Source organism: Planctomicrobium stercoris (assembly GCF_051465655.1).
Taxonomy (GTDB): Bacteria; Planctomycetota; Planctomycetia; order Planctomycetales; family Planctomycetaceae; genus Planctomicrobium.
The window spans coordinates 588143-612920 of sequence record NZ_CP195791.1; the positions used below are offsets into that span (position 1 = coordinate 588143).

Consider the following 24778-nt stretch of genomic DNA (forward strand, 5'->3'; position numbering starts at 1 on the left):
AACACACCATCTCTTGCAGAATCTGTCTTAAAGCAAGCCGACCAGTCCCCGGGCAGCATTGTAATAGATCACCACGCCCAGCATGTCGCTGAGGGCGGCGATCAGTGGATTGGACATGAATGCCGGGTCCAGTCCGAGTCTCTTCAGGCTCAGCGGCAGCATGGCTCCGAAAAACGTGCCCGCTGCCACCACCAGAAAAACGGTCAATCCCACGACATACGAGGCCTCTCCACCAACCATCAAACGGGCCACGATCGAAGAAACAACAGCTAAAACCAGTCCGAGCAGGGCTCCAATCCGAATTTCCCGCCAGGCGATCCATTTCACCCGGCCCTCGGTTTCATCCATGGCCAGGGCGCGGATCATCAAAGTGGCAGACTGGGAGCCGGCATTTCCTCCGCTGGCCAGCACCATCGGCAGGAACAGCACCATCCAGTTCATGGCGTCCTGATGCTCGAAGTGGTTGAGTACCTGAGCGGTGAGTGAAGCGGCTCCCAGCAGAATGACGAGCCACATTCCCCGTTTCCAGGCGAGTTCGAAGAACGGAGTTTCGACGTAGCTGTCTTCCAGCGGCGTCATCCCCCCCGCGAGATATGCGTCCTCAGCCGCTTCTTCCTGAATGACTTCCGCAGCGTCGTCGTGCGTGATAATTCCGACCAGACGATGCTGGTTGTCGACCACGGGAATGGCGATGAAACCGTATTTGAGCGTTTCCTGAGCTGCAAATTCCTGATCATCGTCGACGCGGACGGAAATGACGTCCCGTTGCATCAGGTCGGAAATCTTCGCAGTGAGTCTGGCTTGAATCAGTTTGCCCAGGGAGACGAATCCGATCAGATGCCGGGATTCATCGGTGACGTAGATGTAGTAAATGGTTTCGCGGGTCGGGGCCTGCAGGCGGAGCCGTTCCAGGGCTTCCTGAACATTGATGTCCGAAGGGAGCCACGTGTACTCCGTGGTCATGATGGAGCCCGCACTCCCCTCGGGATAGGAGAGGAGCTTACGGATATCGGCCCGTTCCGCCTGAGCGACGAATCGCAGCAGCCGTTCCACATGGTCGGGGTCCATCCGTTCCAGCAGGTCGACACGGTCGTCCGCGGACATCTCTTCGATGATCCGGGAAAGGGGTTCTTCCCCGATGGAATCGACCATCGCCACCTGAGCTGGAAGCGAGAAGTAGGCGAAGATCTCCGCCTGTTTCAACGCGGTGCAGTGGGAGAGAACTTCCCAGGCCTGATTGGGTTCAAGGCCTTCGAGAACTTCTGCTGCCACCCCGGGATGCAGTGCATCGCAGAATTCCCGCATGGCAGCGTGATCCTGCTCGATCAGCATGAGTTGCAGGTCGGGCAGAAGCAGCGAGTGGTAAATCGAGGGAGCCATCGAGAACGGTCATTTTTCTGGCGGAAGCGTTTCTCCGCAGCATAGCAGAGGCGAAAGAAGGGGTGAAAGGTCCCGGCAAGTCGATCGCAGTTCACCTTCATCGAACTCAGGCAATTTCAATGCTTCAACTTCAGACAGCCCCTGCCTGTGGGCAGCATTTTCACATCCTGAGCATCGCCAGAACGACGGCAACAATCCCCAGCAGGGCCAGGGCAATGTACCAGTTCGGCTTGCCCTCCCAGACTCGTCCCGATGAGCTCGTGATGTACTCGCCGCAGATCGGACAGCGAGGCGTGTCTTCGTGAATCTCTGCTCCACAGCTGGGGCAGGGGACGGTGCCATAGTCATCGCTGTCGTCCGGGAAGTCATCATCCCAGTCGTCGTCATCATCATTCTGCATGGGGATCTTCCGAACTGATAACACAACGAAAACCGACAGCGTCGCTTCGATTGGATTTCTCCCACGCCAATCGGAACGTGGACGTCAGTCGCGGGTAGGGATCCTTCCAGGAGCCACCGCGGATCACGCACTGATTCGTGTCGTCCCTGGCAGCGAGATGACCATCCGGCGAGCTGGAGCTGTAGTTGGGAGTCCAGCTGTCCTCGCAGTACTCCCAGAGATACCCGTGCAGATCGTAAAGACCCCAGGGATTCGGCTGGAGGACACCAACAGCTGGATCATTCCCAGCGGCGTTTCCGGTGTGCCATGCATATTTGTTGAGCGTGGATGCAGTCGGAAACGGATCGCTGGGAAGCTGGGCCTCATTTCCAAAGCTGTAGCGGGTCTGGGTTCCGGCGCGACAACAGTATTCCCATTCCGCTTCTGTCTGAAGTCGGACCCGTTCCTGAGGCGCGATCAGCTTGAGCTCTCGCATCTGTGTAGTAGCGCTGCGACAGAACTGCTGAGCCTCCAGCCATGTCATTCGCTCGGCGGAGTTTCGAGGTCCCGGCCAGCGGCTGGGATTGTTTCCCATCACTTCCTGATAGAGCTGTTGCCAGACTTCGTATCTGGAGATCCGGAAGGGCTTCTTGAGGATCACCTCGTGGGCAGGCTGTTCCGCGGCTCGCCCGTCGCTGGACCCCATTTGAAACTTCTCGGGGAAGGGGGCGGTTCCCGGCGTGATCGTGACAAATTCCTGCGCAAAGGTTTCCAGAACCTTCGCTGGTCCTGCCGGAATCTCATCGGCACGCAGGGTCTGAAGTCCGCACGCAACGGCAGCTAGAAAGAGAATGGCAATGCATCTCGTCCACGGAAGGTGTCGGTAAAGATCAGGGGACAGCAAGGCAGTTTCCGGTTTCGGGAAGTCGACGGTTATTTGTAGGTGTCTTCGAATTCGGATTCCTCATTGTCTGGTTTGGGCGGGGGATTCTTGCCGGGTTGCCCGTTCAGTTCCTGCACCGGAATGGGGACAGTCGTTCGAATGTGCAGATCCTGTTGCGGCAGGGCAATCTCAATTCCGTTCGCCTTGAACTCCTGCACGATGCGGACGTGCAATTGGTGCATCGTTTCCCCCCGGGATTCCAGTGAAGGGAGGAAGGCGTTGATCACGAAGTTCAGCGAGCTTGTTCCGAAGCCTTCAAAGGAGATTGACGGACCGGGTTCCGTCATGATCTGAGGCTGAGTCCGGGCGATCTTCTGCAACAGTTCACGGACTTTGACGGGGTCGGCATTGTAAGAGACTCCGACCCGCACGCTGATCCGGTTGGTCGTGTCTGTCAGCGTCCAGTTCAGCAGTCGACCTGTGATGAATCCTTTGTTCGGGACGATGTACTCCTTGCGATCCCAGTCCACAATCGTCGTGGAACGAATACGAATCCTGCTGACGGTTCCGGTCACAGAATCGATCGTCACGACGTCACCCACACGGACCGGCTGCTCGAACAGAATGATCAGACCGGAAACAAAGTTGGCGAAGATTTCCTGCAGCCCGAAACCGAGTCCGAACGTCAGTGCCGCCACAAGCCACTGAATGTTGGTCCAGTCGATCCCCACGCTGTTGCAGAAGAACATGATTCCCATCACCACGATGACATATCGGGTCAAGGCTCCAATGGCGTATCGCACGGATCGGTCCAGCGGAAGCCGGTCCAGCAGCAGCATCTCAATCAACCCCGGGATATTCCGGGCGGCAGTTGTGAAAATGATTCCAATCAACCCCGCCGAGAGGACATTGGCCAGTGTCAGCTTGGTGGTGAACGGGACGGGATAATGGTTGAGTCGCTGCAGGGCGGGGAGCACGTCGATCCAGATGTACCAGATGCAGGCGAGCGAAATGACGATGACCGTCGTGTTGAGCAGTCGCTTGGACTGCATGCTCACTTCGACCAGATTCGTGCGAGCCTCCTGGGCTTCGAGCTTCACGGCCGACGATCCGTCCTCGTTCCCTTTGGATTCTGCCAGGGCGGCCCGTACTTCCCGGGCGTGGTCAATCGCCATGCGACGCTGTCTCAAGGTGAGCCAGCGGACGAACGTTGCCTGCGCGAACAGGCCTCCAAAGACGACCATCAGCGTGCGGGCGAGCCGCACTGCCAGCTTGCCGGAAGCGTACGTGTAACCCGCGATTGTCAGTCCCGCGAGAAACAGCGGAAGTAACACCGCCAGCAGATCCCAGAGACCAGCGAGGCGATCCAGCCAGCCCCCGGGATGCAGTTCGATCCACTCTCTGAGGATCCCCGTTTTGCGGGAGGTGAGTCGATGCAGGCTGTACGCCAGCAACAGAAAGTAGGCGACGCTGCACAGACGCTCGACCGGCAGGGCATCCTGATCGACGGTGCGGGACTGCATGATCGCCACGATGAAGATGACAGGGGTTGCCATCACGATGAACGAGGAGAGTTGCACGAGAACGATGCGGTTGACCCGTTCCGGCCATTGAAAATGGGCGACCCCCAGCCCCCGGTCGCGACAGGTGTTGCGGACCAGTTCCAGCCAGAGCAGCCAGATGGACAGGACATAAACATAGTGCGAGAGCACCTTGATCGTCCCCTCGAAGTGCATTCCTCTCCACCCCAGCAGTAACAGCGGGAAGGGGACAACGAAGGATTTGACCACTGTCCAGAAGATGGCGAGCCAGGTCGGCTGCATCGTGGTGTTCAGCCGGCTGCTGGCCTTCTGACCCAGAGCGCGAATCATGTCTCGCTGTTTTCGCTGAGTGAACAACAGCACCATCCAGGCCAGCGTGCCGGCGAGGTACGCTGCCGGATACTGTGCCGCGTCCTGCAGGAAGCGTTTGACCAGATCCTTCCATGCGTTCATTCCGAAGAGCTGTGTCAGGCTTTGCGAATCTCGAATGATGTCGTTGAACGTCAGGACGTTGCTGGTCGGAATCCAGAGTACGTTTTCGTTGATGAACTTCTGGAACGATTCGGTCGCTGCCACCAGCGTGGCCTGCTGCGCATCCAGTGCGTCGAGTGCTGAGACATAGGCCTCGTTGGCGCTTTGCAGCTCGGTCAGATATTTCTGCTGCTGTTCATAAGCGCGGCGAATATCGAAGTTCAGTTGTGAGAGTTCATTGTGTTCGGCGTCGGAGAGTTCGCTGTTGGCACCTTTAGGGAAGATTGTCCGCGAGAGCTGGTTGACTTTATTCTCCAGCAGACCGAGGTCCGAAACCTGAGAGGAAACTTCGATGAGATTGAGTTGAGCTTCCTGGCTGGTCTGAATGCGGCTGGCGATTTCGTCGCGGTATTTCCGAGGATCGGGCAGCAGCTTCCCCTCGTTCTGCAGACGAATTCCGAACGACTTACTCGTCCCGATCTTCCCCTTTCGGGTCTCAAGGTCTTTCCGTCTCTCCGTCAGACGTTTGATGATCGCTTCGGTGTCTTCAATCTGGTCCTTGAGCCGTTTCTCCTTCTCGCGGAACTCAATTTCCTGTTCGACGATCCCGACGTTGGCTTCATAAATGGTTTTGATTTCCGGATGAGGAGCGGACTCGGCATCGCCGCTGGCGACATCAGCACGATCTTTGGCGTCCTTACTTTTCTGTCGTAAGACTTCCAGTTGAAGCAGACGTACTTCTTCCTTGAGTCGTGCGGATTTGGCAATCCACTCCTGGCGGGCGAGCTGCAGCAGGTTGGCTGCTTCCTGTGCCGAAAGGAATGCCGATTCCGCCTGCAGTGCAGTCGGCTCGTTTTCAAGCTTCATCCGGTTGGCCAGCAGCTGCAGACGTTTGGCCTCTCCCGCGAGCGACATATCTGTGCTGGCCGGGAGTTTGCTGAGTTCGGTGGCATTCGCATCGAGTTCTGCGGGGAGGGCCGCCAGACGGTCCTTGATCGCCTTTTGCCGCGCGCTTCGGTCGACAATACGTTTCTCGGTCTGGGCCTGTTCGTTTTGAGCGTTGACGAGATCCTGCTGCTTGGTGGCGAGGAGTTGTTCCAGCTCCGCCACGGAATTCACTGTCTGGATCGGCTGCGGTTTTTCCCGCAGGGCTGCTTCGTGATTGGCCAGAGCTTTGAGCCGGGCAGCGGCAATCTCTTCTGTCCGTTGTTGCCAGGTCTTGAAGCTGGCGGCGAACTCGGCCGACTGGATCAGTTCAGTTCGAGCCAGTTCAATGGTGTCGAGAATTGATTTCTTCTGCTCGTCGCTCAATTCCGTCGCGGCGTCGACCCGCTTCTTCAGTTCATCGAGCAATGCCGGGGTGACTTGCACGGTGACCTGGGCTGCTGCCGGGTCCGCGGTCGGGGCAGAAGGAGCAGGAGTTTCCAGAGTCTCCTGAGCAGACAGAAGGCTGCTCAGCATGACCGCCAGCATGAACGGAATCATGCTGGCACAGACGTTTCTGATCATCTCCTGAAACATAACACTCAGTTTCCATCAGACTGTTCGGGAAGCTGACGCTTCCAGAATCGGGCGATCCATCATTCTTCGGGGGGCTGCGGCGCGGATTCTTTTCCGGTCGGAGATTCTGCAGGTTCCTTCACTCCCCGTGAAAAGTCAATTTCCAATCGGGTTTTGACAGTCTGCAGCAAGACCAGCGATTTCGCTCGATCTCCGGTTACCGAGTATTGAACCTTTTCTCCGGTCAGTTCCCGCAAAAGCTTTCCGGTTCTCCGATCGTAACACCTGAGGATCGCTCCGGGAGGAGTGAAATACGCGGTTTCCTCCTCGATCGCGTCTTCAGTCTCTGCTCCCTCTTCCTCTTCCTGAGCCTCGTTCAGGTTCTCTTCCTCCGGGGCTTCCTGCGGAGGCTCTGGTGTTTCCTCTTCGGATTCTTCATCAGGCTCTTCTTCATCAGGTTCGATCTGTACTGGAGGCGGAGAAGCGAACGTGACGAAAATCGGGATGTCCACCGGCTGATCCATCCGGAGCATGCATTCGGGCAGCTCGGACTTCCAAAGCAATTCACCGGTGCCGCGCCTCAGACAACAGGCGACACCATTAACGATGGGATGGCGATACCCGCCCTGGACCCGCAGCGAATCGTTGAATTCGGATGTCGTCCGCGGTGATGAAAAGATCAGCAGGAAATCGTTCTGGGACACGCTGCAGACGATGCGATTGACATCTTTCGGAAGTTCCAGCTGAAACTCTTTCCAGGTCTGGCCGGTTGAAGTGGATAGCAGCTCAATGCGCCCTTCAGCCCGGAGCATTCCCAGGAAGTCCTGATCCACTTGAAAGGGGATCGTGCCTGCAGGCCATTCGCGTTTCCAGTTCGTGTTCCCGGTGACGGCATCCAGCTGTTCCAGAACGACAGGGGCCGTGGATGGTGCCTCAACCTCGGGTTTTTCTTTGGGTTCTTCGCCTTCTGATTCTTCCTGAGAGCCGGACAGGATCTGCTGAGGATCACCGCGAAGCAGCAGCAACTTCAAGCCGGAATGCTGAATGATTTCTTCAATCGGATGAGACCAGCGGTACTGGCCCAGCTGCGTTCCATCCAGGCTGCTGTAACGGACAGCCTGCCTGGACAGCGGCGAGAACACCACAACCTGCTCGTTGTCTCCGCACACGTACGCCTGTTTGGGGAGATCGTACCGTCTCCAGAGTTCCTTTCCCGTGGACGTCGAGAGCGCTGCCAGCATCCCCATCTGTTGAATGCAGAGATATCCGGGTGTGACTGGCCCGACTGAAGCGACAAAGTGTCCGAATTCATCCAGTCGCCGTCCGGGAAGACTTTCAAATCCGGGACGTTGAGGCACGGGGAGCCATCCGAAGTTGAGCATCAGATTGTCACGGCTACCCAGGGTGTCGATGGTTTCTTTCTTGGGAGGCCAGATCTGTTTGCTGCTGCGGGAAGATTTCTGGTTGAACGGAGCAATTCCGAAAACTTCGCTGCCTGTCTGCAAGACGCAGAAGTGTTCCAGTCCCCAGATCTGGTCCAGTCCCACGTCGTGACGCAGGTTGCGAACCGTCGGTGGGAGTTTCTGGTACCACGTGCGTGGCCAGGGGGATCCGTTGAAACGAATCGCCTGATGCGCCGGGAAATCCATTTCCACATTCATTCGTGAAAAGAGACTCCCTGCAGCAGCCTGTACGGGAACCGGAAGCAGGTAGACCTCGCGCGTGTTGCTGGTCTTTGTCAGCAGCTCGGGGACCACATCCGGCCAGCTTCGAAGTGACGGATCATTTTGAATGGACTGTTGCAGCGCCTCACGGTTCGCCTGCAGGAACTCGCCGACCGACTGTCCCGGAAGCAGCTGGGTGTCCGCCGGGAATTTTTCCAGCTCCTTCAGCCAGCGTTCCGCATCCAGCCATTGCGATCTCGCCTGATAGGCGCGGATCAGTCGCTCCATGGCGCGGCAGGCGATCCCTGCATCGGTGTGTGCCGTCAACTTCAGCCATCCAAGCTGACGATCGATCCAATCCTGCTGGACAGAGATCTCGTCGGGCAACGCCAGCAGCCACTCCGTTCCCCAGGAGGTTTCTCCCAGGCACATCTGGATCCGGTTTTGCTCCGCCGGTTCGAGAGAATTCATGTGCGGGATCTGCTGGGAAATGTGCCGTCGCAACTCTTCCGCTTCGGTGGCTGGGAGGTTGGCGAGGGCACGTTCGGCTGTCGCCTGGAACCATCGGTCGAGTCGGCCTCGCAGGTCTTCACGGGGATCCGGAAGCAGGGCTTCCAGTTCGTCTGTCGGAGCTTCCAGCCAGAGTGACACGAATGCAGGCCAGTCTTTTCTCTGCAGCTGATCTTCCGCCTGGAGTCTTCTCCATGCGGCCCGTTCTGTGGAAGTGGAGAAGAGTCCAGCGATCTCTGTTTTCAGATTGTGCTGTTCGACGGCAGATTGTTCCTTGCGGGAGGCCTCTGTGAGGAGGCATCGGAGAGTCTCCCTGATCACCGTCACGTTTTCACGATCGGGTGATTTCAGAAGGGCTCTCAATTCCGGCAGAGCTGCTGTCCAGTTTCCCTGCTCGATGCTGTTCTGCAGAGCGTCCGTCCGCGAATGGGATTGTGTGAGCTTCAATGCCTGCCGGGGAGATTGAAGTTTGCGGACACCATCGAAGGAAAGTTCGAACAGAGCCCCCTCCTGTGCGATCAGATGACGAGGTCGAATCTTTCGGGAGAGCAATCCCTGAGCATCCGGCATCCGGATTTCGGAATACAGCGAGTACGTTGTGTGTCCGGTTTTCAGATTCAGTCGAACGACATCCCGTTCGTGGATGGGATAAAGATAATCGTTGCCCACCCGCACTCCCCGGCCCGCCGGCTGTGGAATCGGGGCCGTCCAGCGGGTCTGTCCCGATTGAAGATCGACACCTCGCGCGGAGGTTTTCCCGAGAAGGACGACCAGCTCTCCCTTCTCGGCACTGGCGATGTACAGGGCACCGTCGCGGGGAATTCGCGATGTGATCTGACCGTTATTTCGATTGAGGACATACAGGGTGTCGGATTCCGGACTGACGAAAATCAGATTCTCGCCAGCGCTCAAGAGTTGGATCTCCTGCCAGCTGTCCCAGGCTTCGAACCCGGTACTCTTGATCTGAAGTTCAAACTGTTCGATCCGGGGAGAGGCGATTTCGGCCCGTGGAAGCCGGACCGCCCATGAAAGTTCTCCCAGCAAGGGATCAATGGAAATGAGTGCTCCCGAGGCTGTCGCGCAGATCAGATGACCGCCATCGATTTCAATGCGCGCCGCCTGACCCTCCGATCGCAGATGTTCCGAACGAGAGACCAAAGGGGCAGCCAGTTCCAATCGCTGGATCGCTTCACCTGTGGAAGCTTCCAGCGTGAAGAGAATGAGCGTGCCTGATCCTTCGGATTCTCCCAGGACATACAGGCGATCTCCGAAGACCGCAGGTGGACCGGCAAAGAATATTTCGCCGACCGGATCGCCGTTGAAGACCCACAGGGTCTCTCCGGTAGCCGCTTCTGCACTGACGACGCGATTGGCGGGAAAAATGTTTTCTGCATCTTCCGAAACCTTCGCGACTGGATCTTCCATCGAAATGGGCTCGATGAAATACAGGCGCTTGCCGTCTCCTTTGGTCAGTGTGGTGACCGATTCATCGAACACACGACGGGCCACGGAGATCGCGAACATCCGGCGACGATTCGCATCGCTGAGATCCCCGGGGTTCCGCATCCATCTGGCGGTGTAACCGGGAATGTCCCGTTGCCAGATCTGTTTGCCCGACTGGAGATCGAGACCGGTCCGGCCCGTGGCACCGCACATCACCACCAGCCCGGGCGCCTGAGTTAACGACAATGACGGGTATGGTCCCAGACCGCTCAGTCTCAGTTCCTGAAAGGTGGTGTTCAGCGAGTCTTCCACTTTGTCCGGAAAATCAACTCGATGCTCCCAGCCTGCGATCTGGGAAGGAAAGTCCTGACTGAGGAACTCGGGAGCTTGCAGAAGTGCCTGCTGCTGTTGATGGACCTTCTGCTGATCCGCCAGAAACCGGGAGAGTGTTTTTGAGGAAGATGAGTCGGCATATCGCTGAGCGACCAGCGCCGCTTCTTCCCATTCTCCCAGATCAAGCAGCCATTGAACGATCAGCTGCGATGCCTGAGTGGCAGCGGGGGTATGACGGTAACATCGCGTCACCTGCAGAATCGATTCGAAATCGTTGTCCTGAATCGCTGCCTGAAGCTTCTCACGGGCGACGTCATTCGCAAGCCGACGGTAAACCGCCAGTCCCTCGGGAGGGAGCGCATCGAGCATGTGGGCAGCTGCGATCGAGACGCTGGAGACCACCCCCTGCACGTTGACCAGAGATTCCGCCTCTTCTGACTGGAGCTGCAGGAGCCGGTCGCAGACAACCGGCCATTCCTGTCGCTGAATCGCTCGCTGCAGTGCAGTGAAGACCCGGTCGTATTCCCTGTCACTGGAAAATGCCTGCACAGCGGACACAGCAGGATCGGCGGAGTCTTCAGCGGCGACCTCATCCTGTGCCGTGGATGGAAGTGTCAGAACAAGACTGAAGACGATCCCGACTGCGAGCTGGAAACAGTTTCGCAGCTTGACCCGGATCGACAAGGGGCTCTCTGGTTCAGGGATCATTGCCATTCCCAATCGGTCCGGACGTCGCGAAATCCCGTCATGCTGACTCCTGAACTCGCGACGCATCGTTCACATCGATCCCTGAGGCCCGGAAGTCAGGCCCCCAGACTCTGTCGCAGGTTGGCCAGGTTGTCTTTCAAATCTTCGAGCTGCGCCTTCAATTCCTGCAGTTCTGATTTCAGTTCGAGATTGTCGTTTCGCAACGACTCGAGCTCTCCTTTCCATTCGTCAGAAACGGCAACCTGCTGTGAAGGTGCCCGGGATGGAGGGGCCGTTGCTGTCAGCGATGCGTCGGAAGAGGAATCCGATGCTGGCATCGAAGACATGCGGACGTTTTCCCCGGGCAGGTAGAAGCAGTGATCGACTTCGACCCCGCGACGGTCCAGCGATCCGTTGGCCTGCACATAGTTCTGGGAAATCAGTCCTTCGATTTCCTTTCGCAGGTCATCCAGACTTTCGATCGGAACCATGCGACTGGCTCGTGCCCTCAGTTCTCCCATCTGCTGACGGCCTCGCAGGAGCAATTCTGTCATGATCGCCAGCTGAGGCTCGGTGAAAGGAAACCGCTTGCGGGTGTAGTGGCGGTAGCGTTCCGTTCGGCCGGACTCGGTGTGGACGACCGCCACCAGTCCGAGCTTTCTCAACTCATCCAGTGCATCCAGAGCCGCGTCTTCCGTGTAATTGGTCATCGGGTCGCGATTGCTCTTCTGATTGCAACCGGTCGTGAGCCCTTTCAACGTCATCGGATAGCTTTCCGGAACGGTGAACGCCTTTTCAACGAGTGTTCCCAGAACGCGTCGCTGGGGTTTGGAGAGATGTCGAACGGGGGGCAGATCAGCGGCGGAGTCGTGATCTGTATCAAAATCGCTCATGCGGTCAAATCCTGTTGTTCCTGACAAAGAAAGGTCTCCTGAGAGTATCATTTCAGGAGAAATGGGTCAAAAAGAGATTCGAACCCGACTGAACCTGAAACTGGTTTCAGGTGTTCCAACCAGTCTGCCTGCGAGCAATTCTGTGGCAGACAGCCCCGATAGCAATGACCCCCAGCCCTGATCCCCAGACCCGGGGGTCGACACAGAACGCAAGAATGAGACAGGCCGACAGGCCAATGCAGGGGATCAGCACCGGGTAGCGCCGATCTTCCGAAGAGACTCGCAGTGCCGCCAGATTGGTGATCGCGTAATAAACCAGAACCGTGAACGCGCTGAATGACCACGTCAACCGGGTGTCACCACTGAGCACGAGCGCCAGCGTGACCACTCCAACGGTCAGGATCGCTCTGGCTGGGCTCGATGTTCTCTCATGAACGCTTGCCAATGCCCGGGGAAGATCGCCTCGACGGGCCATGGCCAGCACGACCCGCGAGAGTCCTAACAACAAGTTCAACAGGACTCCCAGCATTGCCGTCATCGCTCCCGCACTCACGATTCCTGCAACGCTCGTCGTGTTGAAGTTTTTTGCAATCAGGACCAGCGGAGCCGATTGACCTGCGACGGAAGAGGCCATGATATCGGCCCCCACCGCAGCCACTCCCACTGTTCCCACAGCGACATAGAGAATCATGGAAATCAAGAGTGTCACCATGATCGCTGTCGGGATGGTTCGACGAGGACTGGAAACTTCTTCAGCCATCGTGGCGATTCGCCCATAGCCGGTGTAAGCAACAAACATCAGGGCGCATCCTCGCAGGAAGCCGGCACCGGGGAGCGTGTCGGGGGAAACCGGGGCGAAGAAAGGTTTCAGGTGGCTTGTTCCTCTCGAGATTGCAGCCGGAAAACCAGCGACGATAAAGACAGCGAGTGTGAAGATGGTGACGCAGACAATCACGGTGTTTGTTCGACTGGACCTGCGGATTCCGCTCATGACGAGCAGAGTCATCACGATGACTGTTGCTGCTGCTAACGGAACTCGCCAGCTCTGAAAATCAGGGTTGATCCAATTGAGAAGATATCCGGAGAAGCCGAGGGCCGCCGTCGCTGCGGATGCGGACTTCGCACACAGAAACATCCAACCTGCGAGGAACCCCATGCTGGGAGTGAGCCAGCGGTAACCGTACTCATACGTCCCTCCGCTGACAGGGTGGGCCGCGGCCAGCTGGGCACTGCTCAGTCCGTTGCAGGCTGCGACAAGGGCCGCCACTCCGATGGCAAGAATGACAGAAGGTCCTGCCGCCTCAGTCGCGACGGCGATACTCACAAACACCCCCGTCCCGACGATGGAACCCAGCCCCATCATCACCGCACCCAGCAGCCCGACTTCCCGTCGAAGTGGAGCTGTGCTGTTTGTTGAGGAATTCAACGTTGGGACGGCGGACAAGAACAACTCCAGATGACGGGGGCGATTTCTAAGCGGACAGAGTTGCCGGCTTCCTCTCTTTTTCCACATTGACGACATGTCGTCCGGAATGCCGTTGATTAGAATCAGACGGTGATTCCAGCTCTCCCATGTTAATCATTTTCGGTAAGAATTCCGTGCTCACCCCTGACGAAGAACAGACAGCCCTGAATCTCGTGCGGACCGCGCTGGCGGAAGATCTGGCCGGACAGTCCGACGTGACGACAACCGTATTCATTCCCGCTGATGCACATGGAATTATCCGCATCGTCTCCCGGCAGGCCGGAGTGCTTTGCGGGGGAGTCTGCCTGCCGCTCGTGCTGCAGCAGTTCCCGCAACACGTGACCTGCAGCGATCTGCTTCCGGATGGAAGCCGGTTGTCCCCCGGAACCGTGATCGCCGAATTGCAGGGGTCGATGCGGACACTCCTGACAGCGGAACGGACGATCCTGAATTTTCTGACCCTGCTGAGCGGCACCTCTTCGTTGACGCATCAATACGTTGAAGCCGTTGCAGGGACGGGAGCGTCGATTCTCGATACCCGCAAGACTCTGCCGGGACTTCGGGCGCTCCAGAAATACGCCGTCCGCTGCGGGGGCGGGGTGAATCACCGAATCGGGCTGTATGACGCCGTTCTCGTCAAAGACAATCATCTTGCGTGGTACCGGGATCAGCAGCAGGGTTCACTGGCAGAAGCGGTTCAGCATGTCCGGGAGTCTGCTCCCTCGAAGATGGTGATCGAGTTTGAAGTCGATTCACTGGACCAGCTGCGGGCTCTCCTTCCGGGGAACCCCGACATTGTCCTGCTCGACAACATGTCGAACGCAGATTTGAAGGAGGCGGTCCAGCTTCGCAACAATCAGTATCCGGGCGTTCTGCTCGAGGCTTCCGGGGGCGTGAATTTACAGACGGTGCGCGGGATCGCTGAAACCGGTGTCGACCGGATCAGCGTGGGAGCACTGACACATTCCGCGCCTGCACTCGACATCGGCTTCGACTGGGGAGAGACGGCTTAACCGCACGCGATATGAAGGTGGCGAAACACCGACTTCTTGATTGGCGTTCAGTCAGCCAGGACGACTTTTCGCCAGTCTTTCTTCCCGGCCCGGACGATCATGCCATCCTGAACGGGAACCCATTCAGCCCGGTCCTGCAGCGTCTTTTTCTCGTCCCCGACCAGGACGTAAACCGCTCCCCCTTTGATCCGCTGCATGGCGACGCTTGTCGACGGAACGAGCCCCAGCTCTTTGAGAAGCTGGGCCGCCTGCAGGCAGCCTTCCGGGTTGAGCAGCTGACGGGAGAGCGACGCTTCGGGAATCTCGCCGGGGAGGCTTCCTTCGCCAATTTCCTTCTGCCAGCGAGCAGCAGCTTCATCTCCGGCCTGTGCAGAGTGATATTCCTCAATGATGATTTTCGCGAGACGGACTTTGGCCTCCTTGGGGTGGCCGGCCAGAAGGGTGTCGACCTCTGACATCGGCAGGTCGGTCAGCAGTTCGAAGTAGGACCGCATGACAGCATCGGGAAGCTGCATGAACTTCTTCATCATCTCGTACGGTTCTTCCGAGATGCCGATATAGTTCCCCAGACTCTTTCCCATACGGCGGGTGCCGTCTGTCCCGACGAGGATCGGCGACATGAGGCCGATCTGCTGGTTGAGACCTTGTGGCTTCTGCAGATCGCGGGCGAGCATGAAGCTGTAGAGCTGTTCGGTTCCCCCCAGCTCGATGTCGGACTTGATCACGACAGAATCCCAGGCCTGCATGACCGGATAGAGACATTCATGCAGAAAGATGGGGGACTCGGCAGCCATGCGCTTGGCGAAGTCGTCTCGGGTGAGAAGCTGGGCGATGGTCACCTTGCCGCAGAGCTGCAGGACATCGACAAGTCCCATCTTGCCGAACCAGTCGCCGTTGCGATGCACTTCGGCTTTGGACAGATCGATGACTTTTCCGACCTGCTGCAGATAGTACCGGGCGTTGGCTTCGACCTCATCTGCGGTCAGTTGTTTCTTGCGGGCCTCGTCGCGGCCGCTGGGATCTCCGACCATCGCGGTCGCATTCCCGATGATGATGACAGCCTGATGGCCCAATTCCTGAAACTGCCGCATCTTTCGCAGCGGAACCGTGTGGCCCAGATGCACATCGGCAGCGGTCGGATCAATTCCGTATTTGACCCGCAGCGGAATGCCGGTCTGCCGACTCTTCTCCAGTTTTTCGGCCAGCTCGGCTTCAGGAACGATCTTCTCGACTCCCCGGCGGAGAATTTCAAGCTGGGAAGCGACGGATGGAAAGGACATGGTGGCAGACAGGGATGGAGTATCAATGCTGGTGTGAAAACGGTCACACGAGAGCATTTTTTGAAATGACGTTCGGTGATCAACAGGCGATCACATGGATTTTCACGCGAAATAACACCTGGATCGCCTGCACACGGTAGAGCAAACTGCTCCCCGCATTCAACCCACGACCCGACACTCCAGCGGGAAGATCTGGTCGCGTTTCTTCCCCCCCCGTGTTCGCCTGGTTCACCGGGGCTCGGGAGTTTTACTGTCCATCCGCGAGCTTCTTGGTCCAGTCGCTTTCAGGGTATTCTTCCTGGAGCTTCGTGCTGGCCTCCGCTCCGCGTGTCGGCTGTCCGATCGCGGGCCACAGCTTGGAAAGATTGTAAAGTGCTTCCGCGTGAAGGTCGGGCTGGGCTGCGAGCGAAGGAATCACGTCCACATGCAGATACGCCAGGACCGCTTCTTTCAGGTGCCGCCCGTCGGCCGAGTACGTGTTTCCCAGTTGCAGGTAGGTTTGAGAGAGGAGGCGATTATCGTCCGGGCCAGCGGCGTCGATGATCTTTCTGAGGACCTCCGCCGAGGGTTCAAGTTGATCCATCTCTTCCAGGCATTTGGCCTGTCCCAGCATGGCTTCCATCTGGCAGGCTTTTTCGACAGGAGTTGCAGCGGGGCCAGAGGCCACTTCATCGAAGATCGCTTTGGCTTCTGCAACCTTGTCCTGCGCCAGAAGCGTTCTGCCCATTCCGGTCTTTCCGATCATCTGGTATTCAGGCCAGGGGGTTTCCTGCAATCGACTGAAGGCGGAGTCTGCCGTCACCACGTCTTTGGCAAGCAACGCAGTTTCCGCCAGCAACTGCTGAACGGGATAAAACCGGTAGTGATCGCGGTAGGCGTTGGCGAAGCCATTCATCTTCTCGACGGCGGTTGAGACTTTGGTGGAATCGGCCTGTGCGATCTTTGCCAGAGTCCGGATGATCTGGTACTCGATCTCTCCCTTCAGGTTCTGGTTACTCCCGACCGATCCGAGAATTTCCTGAAACGCCGCCAGTGCCTCGGTGAGTTGTCCGCTGGCCAGATTGCTGCGGGCCAGCGCCAGTGATGCCGGCTCTCCCTGAAATTCGACGCGGGCAATTTCGTTGGCGGGGAAGTGCTCTTCCTTGTTGCCCACCTTCTGGGTGACCACGACCTCCATCTTATTGGCCGTCGTGATCTGACCCCCGAAGCCTTTGGAATCGTTGCGTTTGTAAACCGTGTCGATTTCCGCTCCGAAGGTGAGAGTGGAGACCAGCGAGAGAGTCACGACGGAGAGTGTGGTGGTGATTTTCATAGGAGTGCAGAGCTGGTTGCGGACTGAAAAATGAACGGCGGACGAATCGACTTCATTCAGACGTCAGGTGGCTTCCGGTGGCTTGGGGCCGGGAGGTCGCGGGACAGCCGGTTTTCTTTCCTCCCCGGGGCGGGGAGCTGTCTTGTTCGGAGCAGTGGCCCCGGGCGGAGCTGGCGTCGCAGGCCGAGGTTTGGCCGTTGGCACGGAGCCGGGCGGTTTCGGTCCCGCTGCGGGACGAGTAGCAGCAGCCGGGTTGCCGGGTGCCGGGCTGGCGGTTGCGGGACGTGCAGCCGCGGGAGTGCCCGCCGGTTTCGTTGTTCCCGCAGGTCGGGGAGCAGCAGCCGGTTTGGCGACCGGAGGCTTGGCAGCTGCCGGGCGGGCTGTCACAGGTTTTGTCGTCGCAGTTCCGGCGGGCGGAGCGGAAAAGTCGCCGAAGGACGGAAAGGCCTGAGCTGCGGGGGCTGCCTTCGTCTTCTTCACTGCAACCGGCTTGGGAGGGATGAAGTCTGCCGGAGCGTCGAAGGATGGAATGGGTCCCGTGGACGCTGGGAATGCTGCCGCATCGTCGGCGTCTGATTTTGGCTTTGGCGTTTTCTTCTTCTTGCCCTGATTGACGGTCATGAAGTAAATCCCTGCGACCGCCCCGGCGGTCAGGGCCAGCATCACCACGATCAAAAGCGTATTGTTCCGGGGAGGCGGGGGAGCAGCCGCTGCCGGTTTTGCCGGAGTTGCGTTCGTCGTCTGATTGACGCTTGGAGTCGGATTGGGGGTGTTGTTGTCGGCAACTTCTTCGTGCTTCTCCGTATCGCTGAGTTGACGTGGGAGATCGACAACCGGTTCTCCCAGGTCGGCCAGAGCCAGTTTGTAGAGCGAGTTGAAACGCTGATATTCTTCATCGGTCCAGCGTTTGGAGACTCGCTGGAAGCCTGTGATGCTGGCGCGGGCACGGACCAGATGCTCTTTCGATTCTTTAGGATCGGTCAGTGATAAACCGAATTTGCGTTCGGCTTCCGCCAGTCGATAACGGGCATCGAACAGCAACTGGTCAAGCCGTCCTCCCGGATCGCTGTACACTGCCTGCTGTAGGGATTGAGCGGCATAAGTCCAGCCCCAGACATGGACCGGATCCTTCTTTCCGTACAGGGCAATCTTGAATTTGTCACGGTCATTCTCGCCCCCGCTGGCGCCCCAGTCTTCGTACAGCTCGGCAGCCTGAAACTGCGCGTCGGGAGCGTTGGGTGTCGCCCGCAGAACTTCAACAAGCACTGTCTCCGCTTCACCATACTGCTTCTGCTCCCGGAGGCAGTTCGCCAGACGCAGCTTGCAGGCGAGCAGCTGCTGCGGATTGGCGAATTTTGGATCCGAAGCAGCCATGGTGATGATGGTGCGATAGGCCGTCGCTGCCCGGTTATAGAACTCGACAGCCTTGGCGGGGTTATCTTCTGAAGCATCCGCGAGGCTGCTGTAGGTCTCTGCAATCCAGAGGAGCGAGTAGAAACTCTGGCCATCTTTCCGCTGGAACAAGTCATTCAGAAACGATTCGAATCCAGCCCGGACGTCTTCCAGCCGGCGGGTGTCGCCGGACGCTTTTAACCGGCTCAGCTCCTGCTCCAGCTCGCGTCCGAAGTCGACGAACACCTGAGTCAGTGCTGCTTCATCACCCCCGCCTGCAACCTGTTCAAGAGCAAGACGGGCTTTGCGGGCTTCATCCAGATTCTTCAGCCCGACCCACGACCGCAGCAGTTGCTGATAGGCGAAGCTCGCCATCTGACGGCTCTTTGCCTTGCCGGGGTCTTTGGGACGCGTTTCGTTTTCTGCGACGTCGACTGCCTTCAGAACGGGATGAGGATCTTTCAACAGCAGGTCCAGCGCGCCGCGCGGACCATTTCCATCAGACTGGTAAAGACCGTCCAGGTTGCGAATACTGACCAGTGTGAGCTTCGCCCCGACCAGATCGTCGGACAGGGAGCGATCGGCCGGGGTGTTCTTCTCAGCATCTTCGAGCCCGATGGTGAGGTGCTCGATGGCTTCCTGCTTCCACTTGTTGAGATCTTCCGGGTTGGCAGGCTCATCCCCCTTGTTGTTGGCGGTGGCCAAAACATATTGTCGCCAGTATGCCTTCCCCGCACGGACCTGTGCGTCACCATATTGCTTTGTTCCGGGGGGAATCTTCTCCCACCACTCAGCGGCGGTCAGCAGGTCACCGTCGTTCCAGTAAATCTTGGCGACCGTGTTGCGGGCGTCGTTGGCACGGTCGCTGTCGGGCCAGCGTTCGCAGATTTTATTGGCCGCCTGAATCACCTGTTCGGTTTCGAATTTGCGGTCCCCTTCAGGTGCTGTGGCATAGGCGTTGTCGAACGCCGTCATGGCGAGGAAGCCAGCTTCCTTGGCCACTTCCGGAAACTTGTCCGCAAAACGGGTCATCTGATCGTCGGCCACGACAGCCGCATCGAAATACCTCTGCTGCAGCAGGTACCCGTATGAAAGCCGGAGCCGGGCAACGTTCACCAGAATGGGGTCGTGGGCGGGGGTCGCAAGACGCAATGCAAGATCGTACATGCGGGCCATCTCAGCAGCTGTCGCCATCAGCGACTGATGTTGTTCCAGAGCTTCCTTCTGCTTCCCTTCATCCTGAAGCTTGCGGATGTTGGCATTTGTCGCGGTCACCTGATCATACAGCGTGTTGCCGTTTCCATAGGCGGCGTCGAAATCCTTGGGATCGGAAGGGTCGCGGTTCATGGCGACCATCAGCCGCTGAATCATCGCGGAAGAGGGATTTTTCAATTCCCCGGGAAAGCGATTGATCGCACGGGCGCGGTTCAGGGCCTGCGTCTGCAGCCCTCTCCGGACCGTGTCCGTCGTGTTGCGATCCATTCCCAGGGCTTCCTGAGCCCGGCAGAGTTCCCATTGAATTCCCATGCCGACATCGGTTCGGGCGCGGTCCCGGGCTTCTTTGAGCCAGTTTTCCGCTTCCTGAATCACAAGCTGATAGTCGTGGCGCTCGGGATAGTTCAGGCAGATCAGACGGAAGCGAAGGGCGCGGTCTTTCAGATTCCGCATGGTGCCGGTGGTACCATCGTGCTCGAGAATTTCTCCGTAGATTCCCAGCGCGATGCGAATCCCTTCTGTGTCCCCTTGCTCTTCAAAACACTTCCCTTGCCAGATGCGGGCGAAGAGGCCACCCAGCTGGCTGCGATACTGCTGATGAATCGCTTCGAATTCGCCGGCAGCCTTCCGGAGAGTGTCGATCCGCTGTTTGGATCCTTTGTCGTAAGTCTGCGCTTCCCAGTAAGTGCATTGCGCCAGATCCAGCTGAGCCCGGATGAAGAGCTCTTCTGCTTCGTTCCGTTCCGCTCGTTCCCGAGTCTGATCTTCCGGGATGAAGGCGGGAAACTTCTTCCAGTTGGCTTCGTGCTGTTTGCGGGCTTCTTCGAAAATCTCGCGGGCAGCTGCGATTTTCTTGCGGGCGCTCTCACGGAAGTTCTCGCGATTTCCTTCATTGGAAGGTTTGTCACCGTCCCAGATGTCGACTCTCGCCCGCTCCAGAAGAATCTGCCCGCGAGCAGTATTCGCTCGCCCGGTGAGTTGGTGATTCGGTTCCGCCTTCACGAACGCTTCAAAGGCGGCCTGAGCCATGTCCAGCTGCTGTCGCTGGGCTTCCAGATTGGTCAGGACCTTTGCACTTTGAAGCAACGTCTGGCCCCGCTCGTACGGCAGAATCGCCTTGACCTCGGCGGCGATGTCGGGATCAGCCTCCATCTGTTCCAGATAGTAGGTCGCGATGTCGTAGTAGCCTCTCCCGCGCAGTCCTTCGAGAAACTGCAGGACTGGCTCCGTCGCCATGGCCGGAACGCTGTATCCGATGAGCAACGCTGACAGGAAAAGAATTCGTCGCATGAACAGATAGTCCGTTCGTTTACGGAGGGGGATCTGCATGGGTCAGGTCTCGGCAATCGACACAGAATGGTCGTCGTGAATTCGAATTGTTTGATCGTTCACTGTACAATCCCGGCAACGGGAAATTCAAACCACGCTGGTGAAATGACTTTCGCTTTCAACAGGCGGACATTCTCTGCGATCTCAGAGTTCCCCGGATTTCAACAGGTTCATCCTCCAATCTTTGCTGGCCAGTGATCTCCGACAACTGACTTCTTCTTCAGAAAGCACCGGGTTGTGAGTTCCAGCCACGAAAATTCCTACCGATTCTGTGAACAGCTCGCGCGGCGCAGCGGCAGCAACTTCTTTGTTGCGTTCCGCACCCTGCCGCGGGAGATGTTTCGGCAGATGTGCGTGCTCTACGCCTTTATGCGCTGCACGGATGATCTGGGGGACCGCACCGACATCCCGCTCGAAGAACGACAACAACTGCTGAATACCTGGAAAGGTGAGCTGCGCTCAGCGCTGGCGGGGCAGGCGACTTCGAATCCGGTCCTGGCTGCCCTCGTTCATGTCTCCCAGGTTCGGCAGATTCCCGAACAGTATCTTGCGGAAGTCATCGACGGAGTGTCGGGGGATCTGACTCCCCGAGCTTTTGAGCACTTTCATGAGCTGGAGCACTACTGTTATCAGGTGGCTGGGGTGGTCGGCCTGTGCTGTGTGCAGATCTGGGGTTATCCCGGTGATCCGCCGACAGCCTCTTCCATCGCGTGCGGAACAGCGTTTCAGCTGACCAACATCCTGCGGGATCTGAAGGAAGACTCGCTGCAGGGGCGCGTTTATCTCCCGCAGTCGGAGTTGAGAAATGCCGGCCTGACGGTTGAAGACCTCCAGCTAGGCCGCATCTGCCCGGCGTTTCGCGACCTGATGCAATTTCAGGTCGAACGTGCCTGGTCGTTTTACCGCGAAGCTGCTCCTCTGGAATCTCAACTCTCAGCACCGGGTCGTCGGATTTTCCTGGCGTTCTTCGACATTTACAGTTCGCTGCTCAAGGAGATCGAACGGGCGAAATTCGATGTCTTTTCCGAACGGATTCATCTCAGTCGCTTTAAGAAGGGCTGTGTCGCGCTCAGGTGTCTGCTGCGGATGAACTGTCCGAGCCCGCTGGAGATGTTGAAGTCGCGTGCTCCAGCCCGGCACGAACGTCTGCACGGACAAACGGTGCTGGCGGGGGATGAGAACAGTCAGAGACTCCTTCGAGATGGATGAATCATCGATCCGCATCGGCAGCCGAATCCTGCCGAGCCGTTATTTTCTGGCACCGCTTGCAGGTTACACGCATCTGGCGTTTCGACGGGTCGTGCGCAGTCTCGGCGGTCTGGGGCTGGCGACCACGGATCTGGTGCAGGCCACGCTGCTCACTTCCGGTCACCCCAAGTCGAGGGAACTGGTCGAGACAAGCCCGGATGATCAACCGCTTTCAGTACAGATTTTTTCGGGGATTCAACGCGATCTGATCGCTGCCGCGCGCTGGCTGGAAGACCACGGATATGGCGGAGTCGACATCAACATGGGCTGCCCGATGGCTAAAGTGAACGGGCAAGGGGGCGGAGCCCGGCTGATGTGCGATACCACCGGAGCCTGTGGACTGGTGGCCTCGGTCGTGCAGGCGGTGAAGATTCCCGTAACAGTCAAAATGCGGCTGGGCTGGGATCGGGAACAGATCACTGCACCGGCACTGGCACGTGAGTTCGAACAGCTGGGGGTGGCTGCCATCACCATTCACGGACGAACACGTCAACAGGGGTTCAACGGGCAGGTCGATCTCAATGGAATCCGTGATGTTGTTGAAGCAGTGCAGGCCATTCCCGTGATCGGCAACGGAGACCTGCGGACACCCGAGGCTGCTTTGCAGATGCGCAAATTGACGGGATGCCCGGCGGTGGCGATCGGACGGGGAGCACTGCTCGACCCGTGGATCTTCGCAAAGATCAAAGACCTGACAGAGAATCGCAGCCCGCAAAGTCCCGATGCGGACGCTCAGGTCCAGTTCCTCAAGGACCATTTTCAGTTCATGCTGCAACAGCATGGAGATTTCAGTTGCCGGCTGTTTCGAAAATTCGCAGCCTGGTACGGACAACAGCTCGGCATCCCGGATGACCTCGAAGATCGGCTGCGGCGCTTCGAATCGGAAGAAGAGTTTCTGGAGATTGTCCAACAGATTCGGGAACGCCACGGAGAACGGATCGCGACGGTCCCGACAGCACTGATCAAAGTCCCCAACGGACCGGTGGAGAAGTGGTGAAGAGATTTTTTACCACGGAAGGCACGGAAGACACGGAAACAACTGGCGAGCTTCCGTCTGTGACGTGGTCCGAAGTGAAATGGAAATTCCACTCACTTCAGGATGACTGAGATCATCTTCTGTTTTCCGTGAATTCCGTGCCTTCCGTGGTTCCTCTTCAGCTCCCGGAAACGATCGTCGCTCCTAAGTTTCCGTTCTCTGAATCGTGACATGCGACGCCATCGCGGGATCGGTATCGGGGTAGTCGCTGCGGAAATGGACGCCGCGGCTTTCCCGCCGGGCCAGTGCTGATTCGATCATCAGTCGAGCGACCAGCAGCATGTTCTGCAGCTCCCATCCCGGGACAGAATTGAACTCCCGCAGCGAGACGTAGCGATCCCAGAAGTCGACCTGAGCAGCTGCGGCGCTGAGACCCGCTTCATCTCGACGGATCCCCACATTTCGCCACATGATCGCACTGAGCGAGTTCTGCAGGTCGGTCAGGTTCAGGTCATCGTGTTCCATCACATCCTGCGGCCACTCCGACTGCAAAGGAGGAACCACAAAGTTGTCAGGAATCTGCAGGGCCGCATCCGAAGCTCCCCGGCCTGCCTGAACACCGTAATACAGACCCTCGAGCAGGCTGTTACTCGCGAGCCGGTTGGCTCCGTGCAGTCCGGTGGACGTCACTTCCCCCGCAGCCCAGAGCCCGGGCAGAGTCGTCCGGGCCTGATCGTCGACCGTCAGTCCGCCAATCATGTAGTGTGCTCCGGGACGAACCGGAATGCGGTCGCGTGTCAGGTCGAGACCAAACTCGCGGCACATCTGGCTGATGTGAGGAAACCGCTCGCGCACATGTGCGGGGTCGACATGGGTGAGGTCCAGATAGACGCACGAATGCCGGGTCTTTTCCATCTGATCGGTGATTGCGCGGCTCACGATGTCTCGCGGTGCGAGTGCTCCGCGTGGATCATAATCCTGCATGAAGGCATACCCGGTTACATCGACCAGCTGTCCCCCTTCACCTCGAACTGCTTCGGAGATGAGATGTCGGCTGCTGCCGGCGATGTAGAGAACTGTCGGGTGAAACTGCATCATCTCCATATCGCGAAGTTCCGCTCCGGCGCGGAACGCGATGGCGTGGCCATCGGCAGTCGCAATATCCGGGTTGGTTGTTTCGCGATACATCCGCCCGGCCCCTCCCGTGGCCAGGATGGTCTGTTTCGCCCAGACGAACGTCCTGCCGTGATGAGCGTTCCAGACGAGGGCACCTCTGCATTGGCCAGCGTGAGTGAGCAGGTCGATCGTAAAAGTCTTTTCCCAGATCTCCGTCCAGTCCGCTCCGCGCACGGTGTCGATCAACGCCCGCATAATCTCCTTCCCCGTGGCATCGCCCAGTGCATGGGCGACCCGCGGGTGGCTGTGCCCCCCTTCGGTGGTCAGCGCGATGTTTCCGTCCTTCTGATCGAAGCGGGCTCCCAGGGCTGCCAGCTCACGAATCAGTCGGGGTGCTGCCTCGACCACTTTTCGAACCACTTCCGGTTCGCACAGACCGGCACCGGCGGTCATCGTGTCGTCAGCGTGGTCCTGAATGTTGTCTGCAGGATCCAGGGCCCCCGCGATTCCCCCTTGAGCCCACGCACTGTTCGAGAGATTGATGGCATCCTTGGTGACGATCACGACCCGGAGTCGGGGATCGATTTCGAGGGCAGCGCGGATGCCGGCTATTCCCGCTCCGATCACCAGCACGTCAGTGAACACGTGCGGGATCCGCTTGGGATTGAAGCGGGCCAGATACCGCCGTCGCGGTTGATATTCAATGGCGTGCATGGAGGGGAGGGACTAGGAGTTAGGAGTTAGGAGT

The 24778-nt window shown here is 58.2% G+C and carries 13 protein-coding genes and 1 pseudogene; 3 read left to right on the forward strand and 11 right to left on the reverse strand.

Features of this window, described 5'->3' with window-relative positions; genetic code table 11:
* Positions 1-27: 27 nt before the first annotated feature.
* From mgtE to SH661x_RS02460, 7 genes and pseudogenes are all read right to left on the reverse strand, one after another.
* Positions 28-1380, reverse strand: a complete 1353-nt coding sequence (gene mgtE, locus SH661x_RS02430; protein WP_437227655.1) for a magnesium transporter — start codon at positions 1378-1380, stop codon at positions 28-30.
* A 160-nt stretch (positions 1381-1540) separates the two neighbouring features.
* Positions 1541-1780, reverse strand: coding sequence for a hypothetical protein (locus tag SH661x_RS02435; RefSeq protein WP_437227657.1), 240 nt, complete (start codon positions 1778-1780; stop codon positions 1541-1543).
* Entirely contained in the window at positions 1770-2663 is an 894-nt protein-coding gene (locus SH661x_RS02440) for a formylglycine-generating enzyme family protein (RefSeq protein ID WP_437227659.1), read from the reverse strand. The genes SH661x_RS02435 and SH661x_RS02440 overlap by 11 nt, the downstream gene beginning before the upstream one ends.
* Positions 2664-2692: 29 nt before the next feature.
* Entirely contained in the window at positions 2693-6175 is a 3483-nt protein-coding gene (locus tag SH661x_RS02445) for a mechanosensitive ion channel domain-containing protein (protein WP_437227661.1), read from the reverse strand.
* Positions 6176-9027: 2852 nt separating this feature from the next.
* Positions 9028-10878 (reverse strand): annotated as a pseudogene (locus SH661x_RS02450) (outer membrane protein assembly factor BamB family protein); the annotation flags it as partial.
* Between the two features lie 29 nt (positions 10879-10907).
* Entirely contained in the window at positions 10908-11684 is a 777-nt protein-coding gene (locus SH661x_RS02455; protein ID WP_437227663.1) for a DUF480 domain-containing protein, read from the reverse strand.
* Positions 11685-11790: 106 nt separating this feature from the next.
* Positions 11791-13128, reverse strand: a complete 1338-nt coding sequence (locus tag SH661x_RS02460; RefSeq protein ID WP_437227665.1) for an APC family permease — start codon at positions 13126-13128, stop codon at positions 11791-11793.
* 128 nt (positions 13129-13256) lie between these two features.
* On the opposite strand from SH661x_RS02460, the gene nadC reads away from it, so the two are divergent.
* Positions 13257-14162: a carboxylating nicotinate-nucleotide diphosphorylase gene (gene nadC, locus SH661x_RS02465; RefSeq protein WP_437227667.1), complete on the forward strand. Its 906-nt coding sequence runs from the start codon at positions 13257-13259 to the stop codon at positions 14160-14162.
* A gap of 47 nt (positions 14163-14209) precedes the next feature.
* Here nadC and tyrS read toward each other — a convergent pair whose 3' ends face one another.
* The 3 genes from tyrS to SH661x_RS02480 form a co-directional block, all read right to left on the reverse strand.
* The gene (gene tyrS, locus SH661x_RS02470; protein WP_437227669.1) at positions 14210-15442 is read right to left on the reverse strand and encodes a tyrosine--tRNA ligase; all 1233 of its coding nucleotides are present in this window, start codon (positions 15440-15442) and stop codon (positions 14210-14212) included.
* Positions 15443-15689: 247 nt separating this feature from the next.
* Entirely contained in the window at positions 15690-16754 is a 1065-nt protein-coding gene (locus SH661x_RS02475; RefSeq protein ID WP_437227671.1) for a tetratricopeptide repeat protein, read from the reverse strand.
* A gap of 63 nt (positions 16755-16817) precedes the next feature.
* Positions 16818-20651, reverse strand: coding sequence for a hypothetical protein (locus tag SH661x_RS02480; RefSeq protein WP_437227673.1), 3834 nt, complete (start codon positions 20649-20651; stop codon positions 16818-16820).
* Between the two features lie 276 nt (positions 20652-20927).
* Here SH661x_RS02480 and SH661x_RS02485 point away from each other — a divergent pair, with 276 nt between their 5' ends.
* Complete coding sequence (locus tag SH661x_RS02485) at positions 20928-21899, forward strand: phytoene/squalene synthase family protein (protein ID WP_437227675.1); 972 nt, start codon at positions 20928-20930, stop codon at positions 21897-21899.
* The gene (locus tag SH661x_RS02490) at positions 21892-22935 is read left to right on the forward strand and encodes a tRNA dihydrouridine synthase (RefSeq protein ID WP_437227677.1); all 1044 of its coding nucleotides are present in this window, start codon (positions 21892-21894) and stop codon (positions 22933-22935) included. Before SH661x_RS02485 ends, SH661x_RS02490 begins: the two co-directional genes overlap by 8 nt.
* A gap of 183 nt (positions 22936-23118) precedes the next feature.
* On the opposite strand, the gene nadB is transcribed toward SH661x_RS02490, so the two are convergent.
* Positions 23119-24744, reverse strand: coding sequence for an L-aspartate oxidase (gene nadB / locus SH661x_RS02495; protein ID WP_437227679.1), 1626 nt, complete (start codon positions 24742-24744; stop codon positions 23119-23121).
* Positions 24745-24778 lie beyond the last annotated feature (34 nt).

Coding starts and splice junctions, on each gene's coding strand:
- mgtE (WP_437227655.1), bottom strand. CDS start 1,380: ATGGCTCCCTCGATTTACCACTCGCTGCTTCTGCCCGACCTGCAACTC.
- SH661x_RS02435 (WP_437227657.1), bottom strand. CDS start 1,780: ATGCAGAATGATGATGACGACGACTGGGATGATGACTTCCCGGACGAC.
- SH661x_RS02445 (WP_437227661.1), bottom strand. CDS start 6,175: ATGTTTCAGGAGATGATCAGAAACGTCTGTGCCAGCATGATTCCGTTC.
- SH661x_RS02455 (WP_437227663.1), bottom strand. CDS start 11,684: ATGAGCGATTTTGATACAGATCACGACTCCGCCGCTGATCTGCCCCCC.
- nadC (WP_437227667.1), top strand. CDS start 13,257: ATGTTAATCATTTTCGGTAAGAATTCCGTGCTCACCCCTGACGAAGAA.
- tyrS (WP_437227669.1), bottom strand. CDS start 15,442: ATGTCCTTTCCATCCGTCGCTTCCCAGCTTGAAATTCTCCGCCGGGGA.
- SH661x_RS02475 (WP_437227671.1), bottom strand. CDS start 16,754: ATGAAAATCACCACCACACTCTCCGTCGTGACTCTCTCGCTGGTCTCC.
- SH661x_RS02480 (WP_437227673.1), bottom strand. CDS start 20,651: ATGCGACGAATTCTTTTCCTGTCAGCGTTGCTCATCGGATACAGCGTT.
- SH661x_RS02490 (WP_437227677.1), top strand. CDS start 21,892: ATGGATGAATCATCGATCCGCATCGGCAGCCGAATCCTGCCGAGCCGT.
- nadB (WP_437227679.1), bottom strand. CDS start 24,744: ATGCACGCCATTGAATATCAACCGCGACGGCGGTATCTGGCCCGCTTC.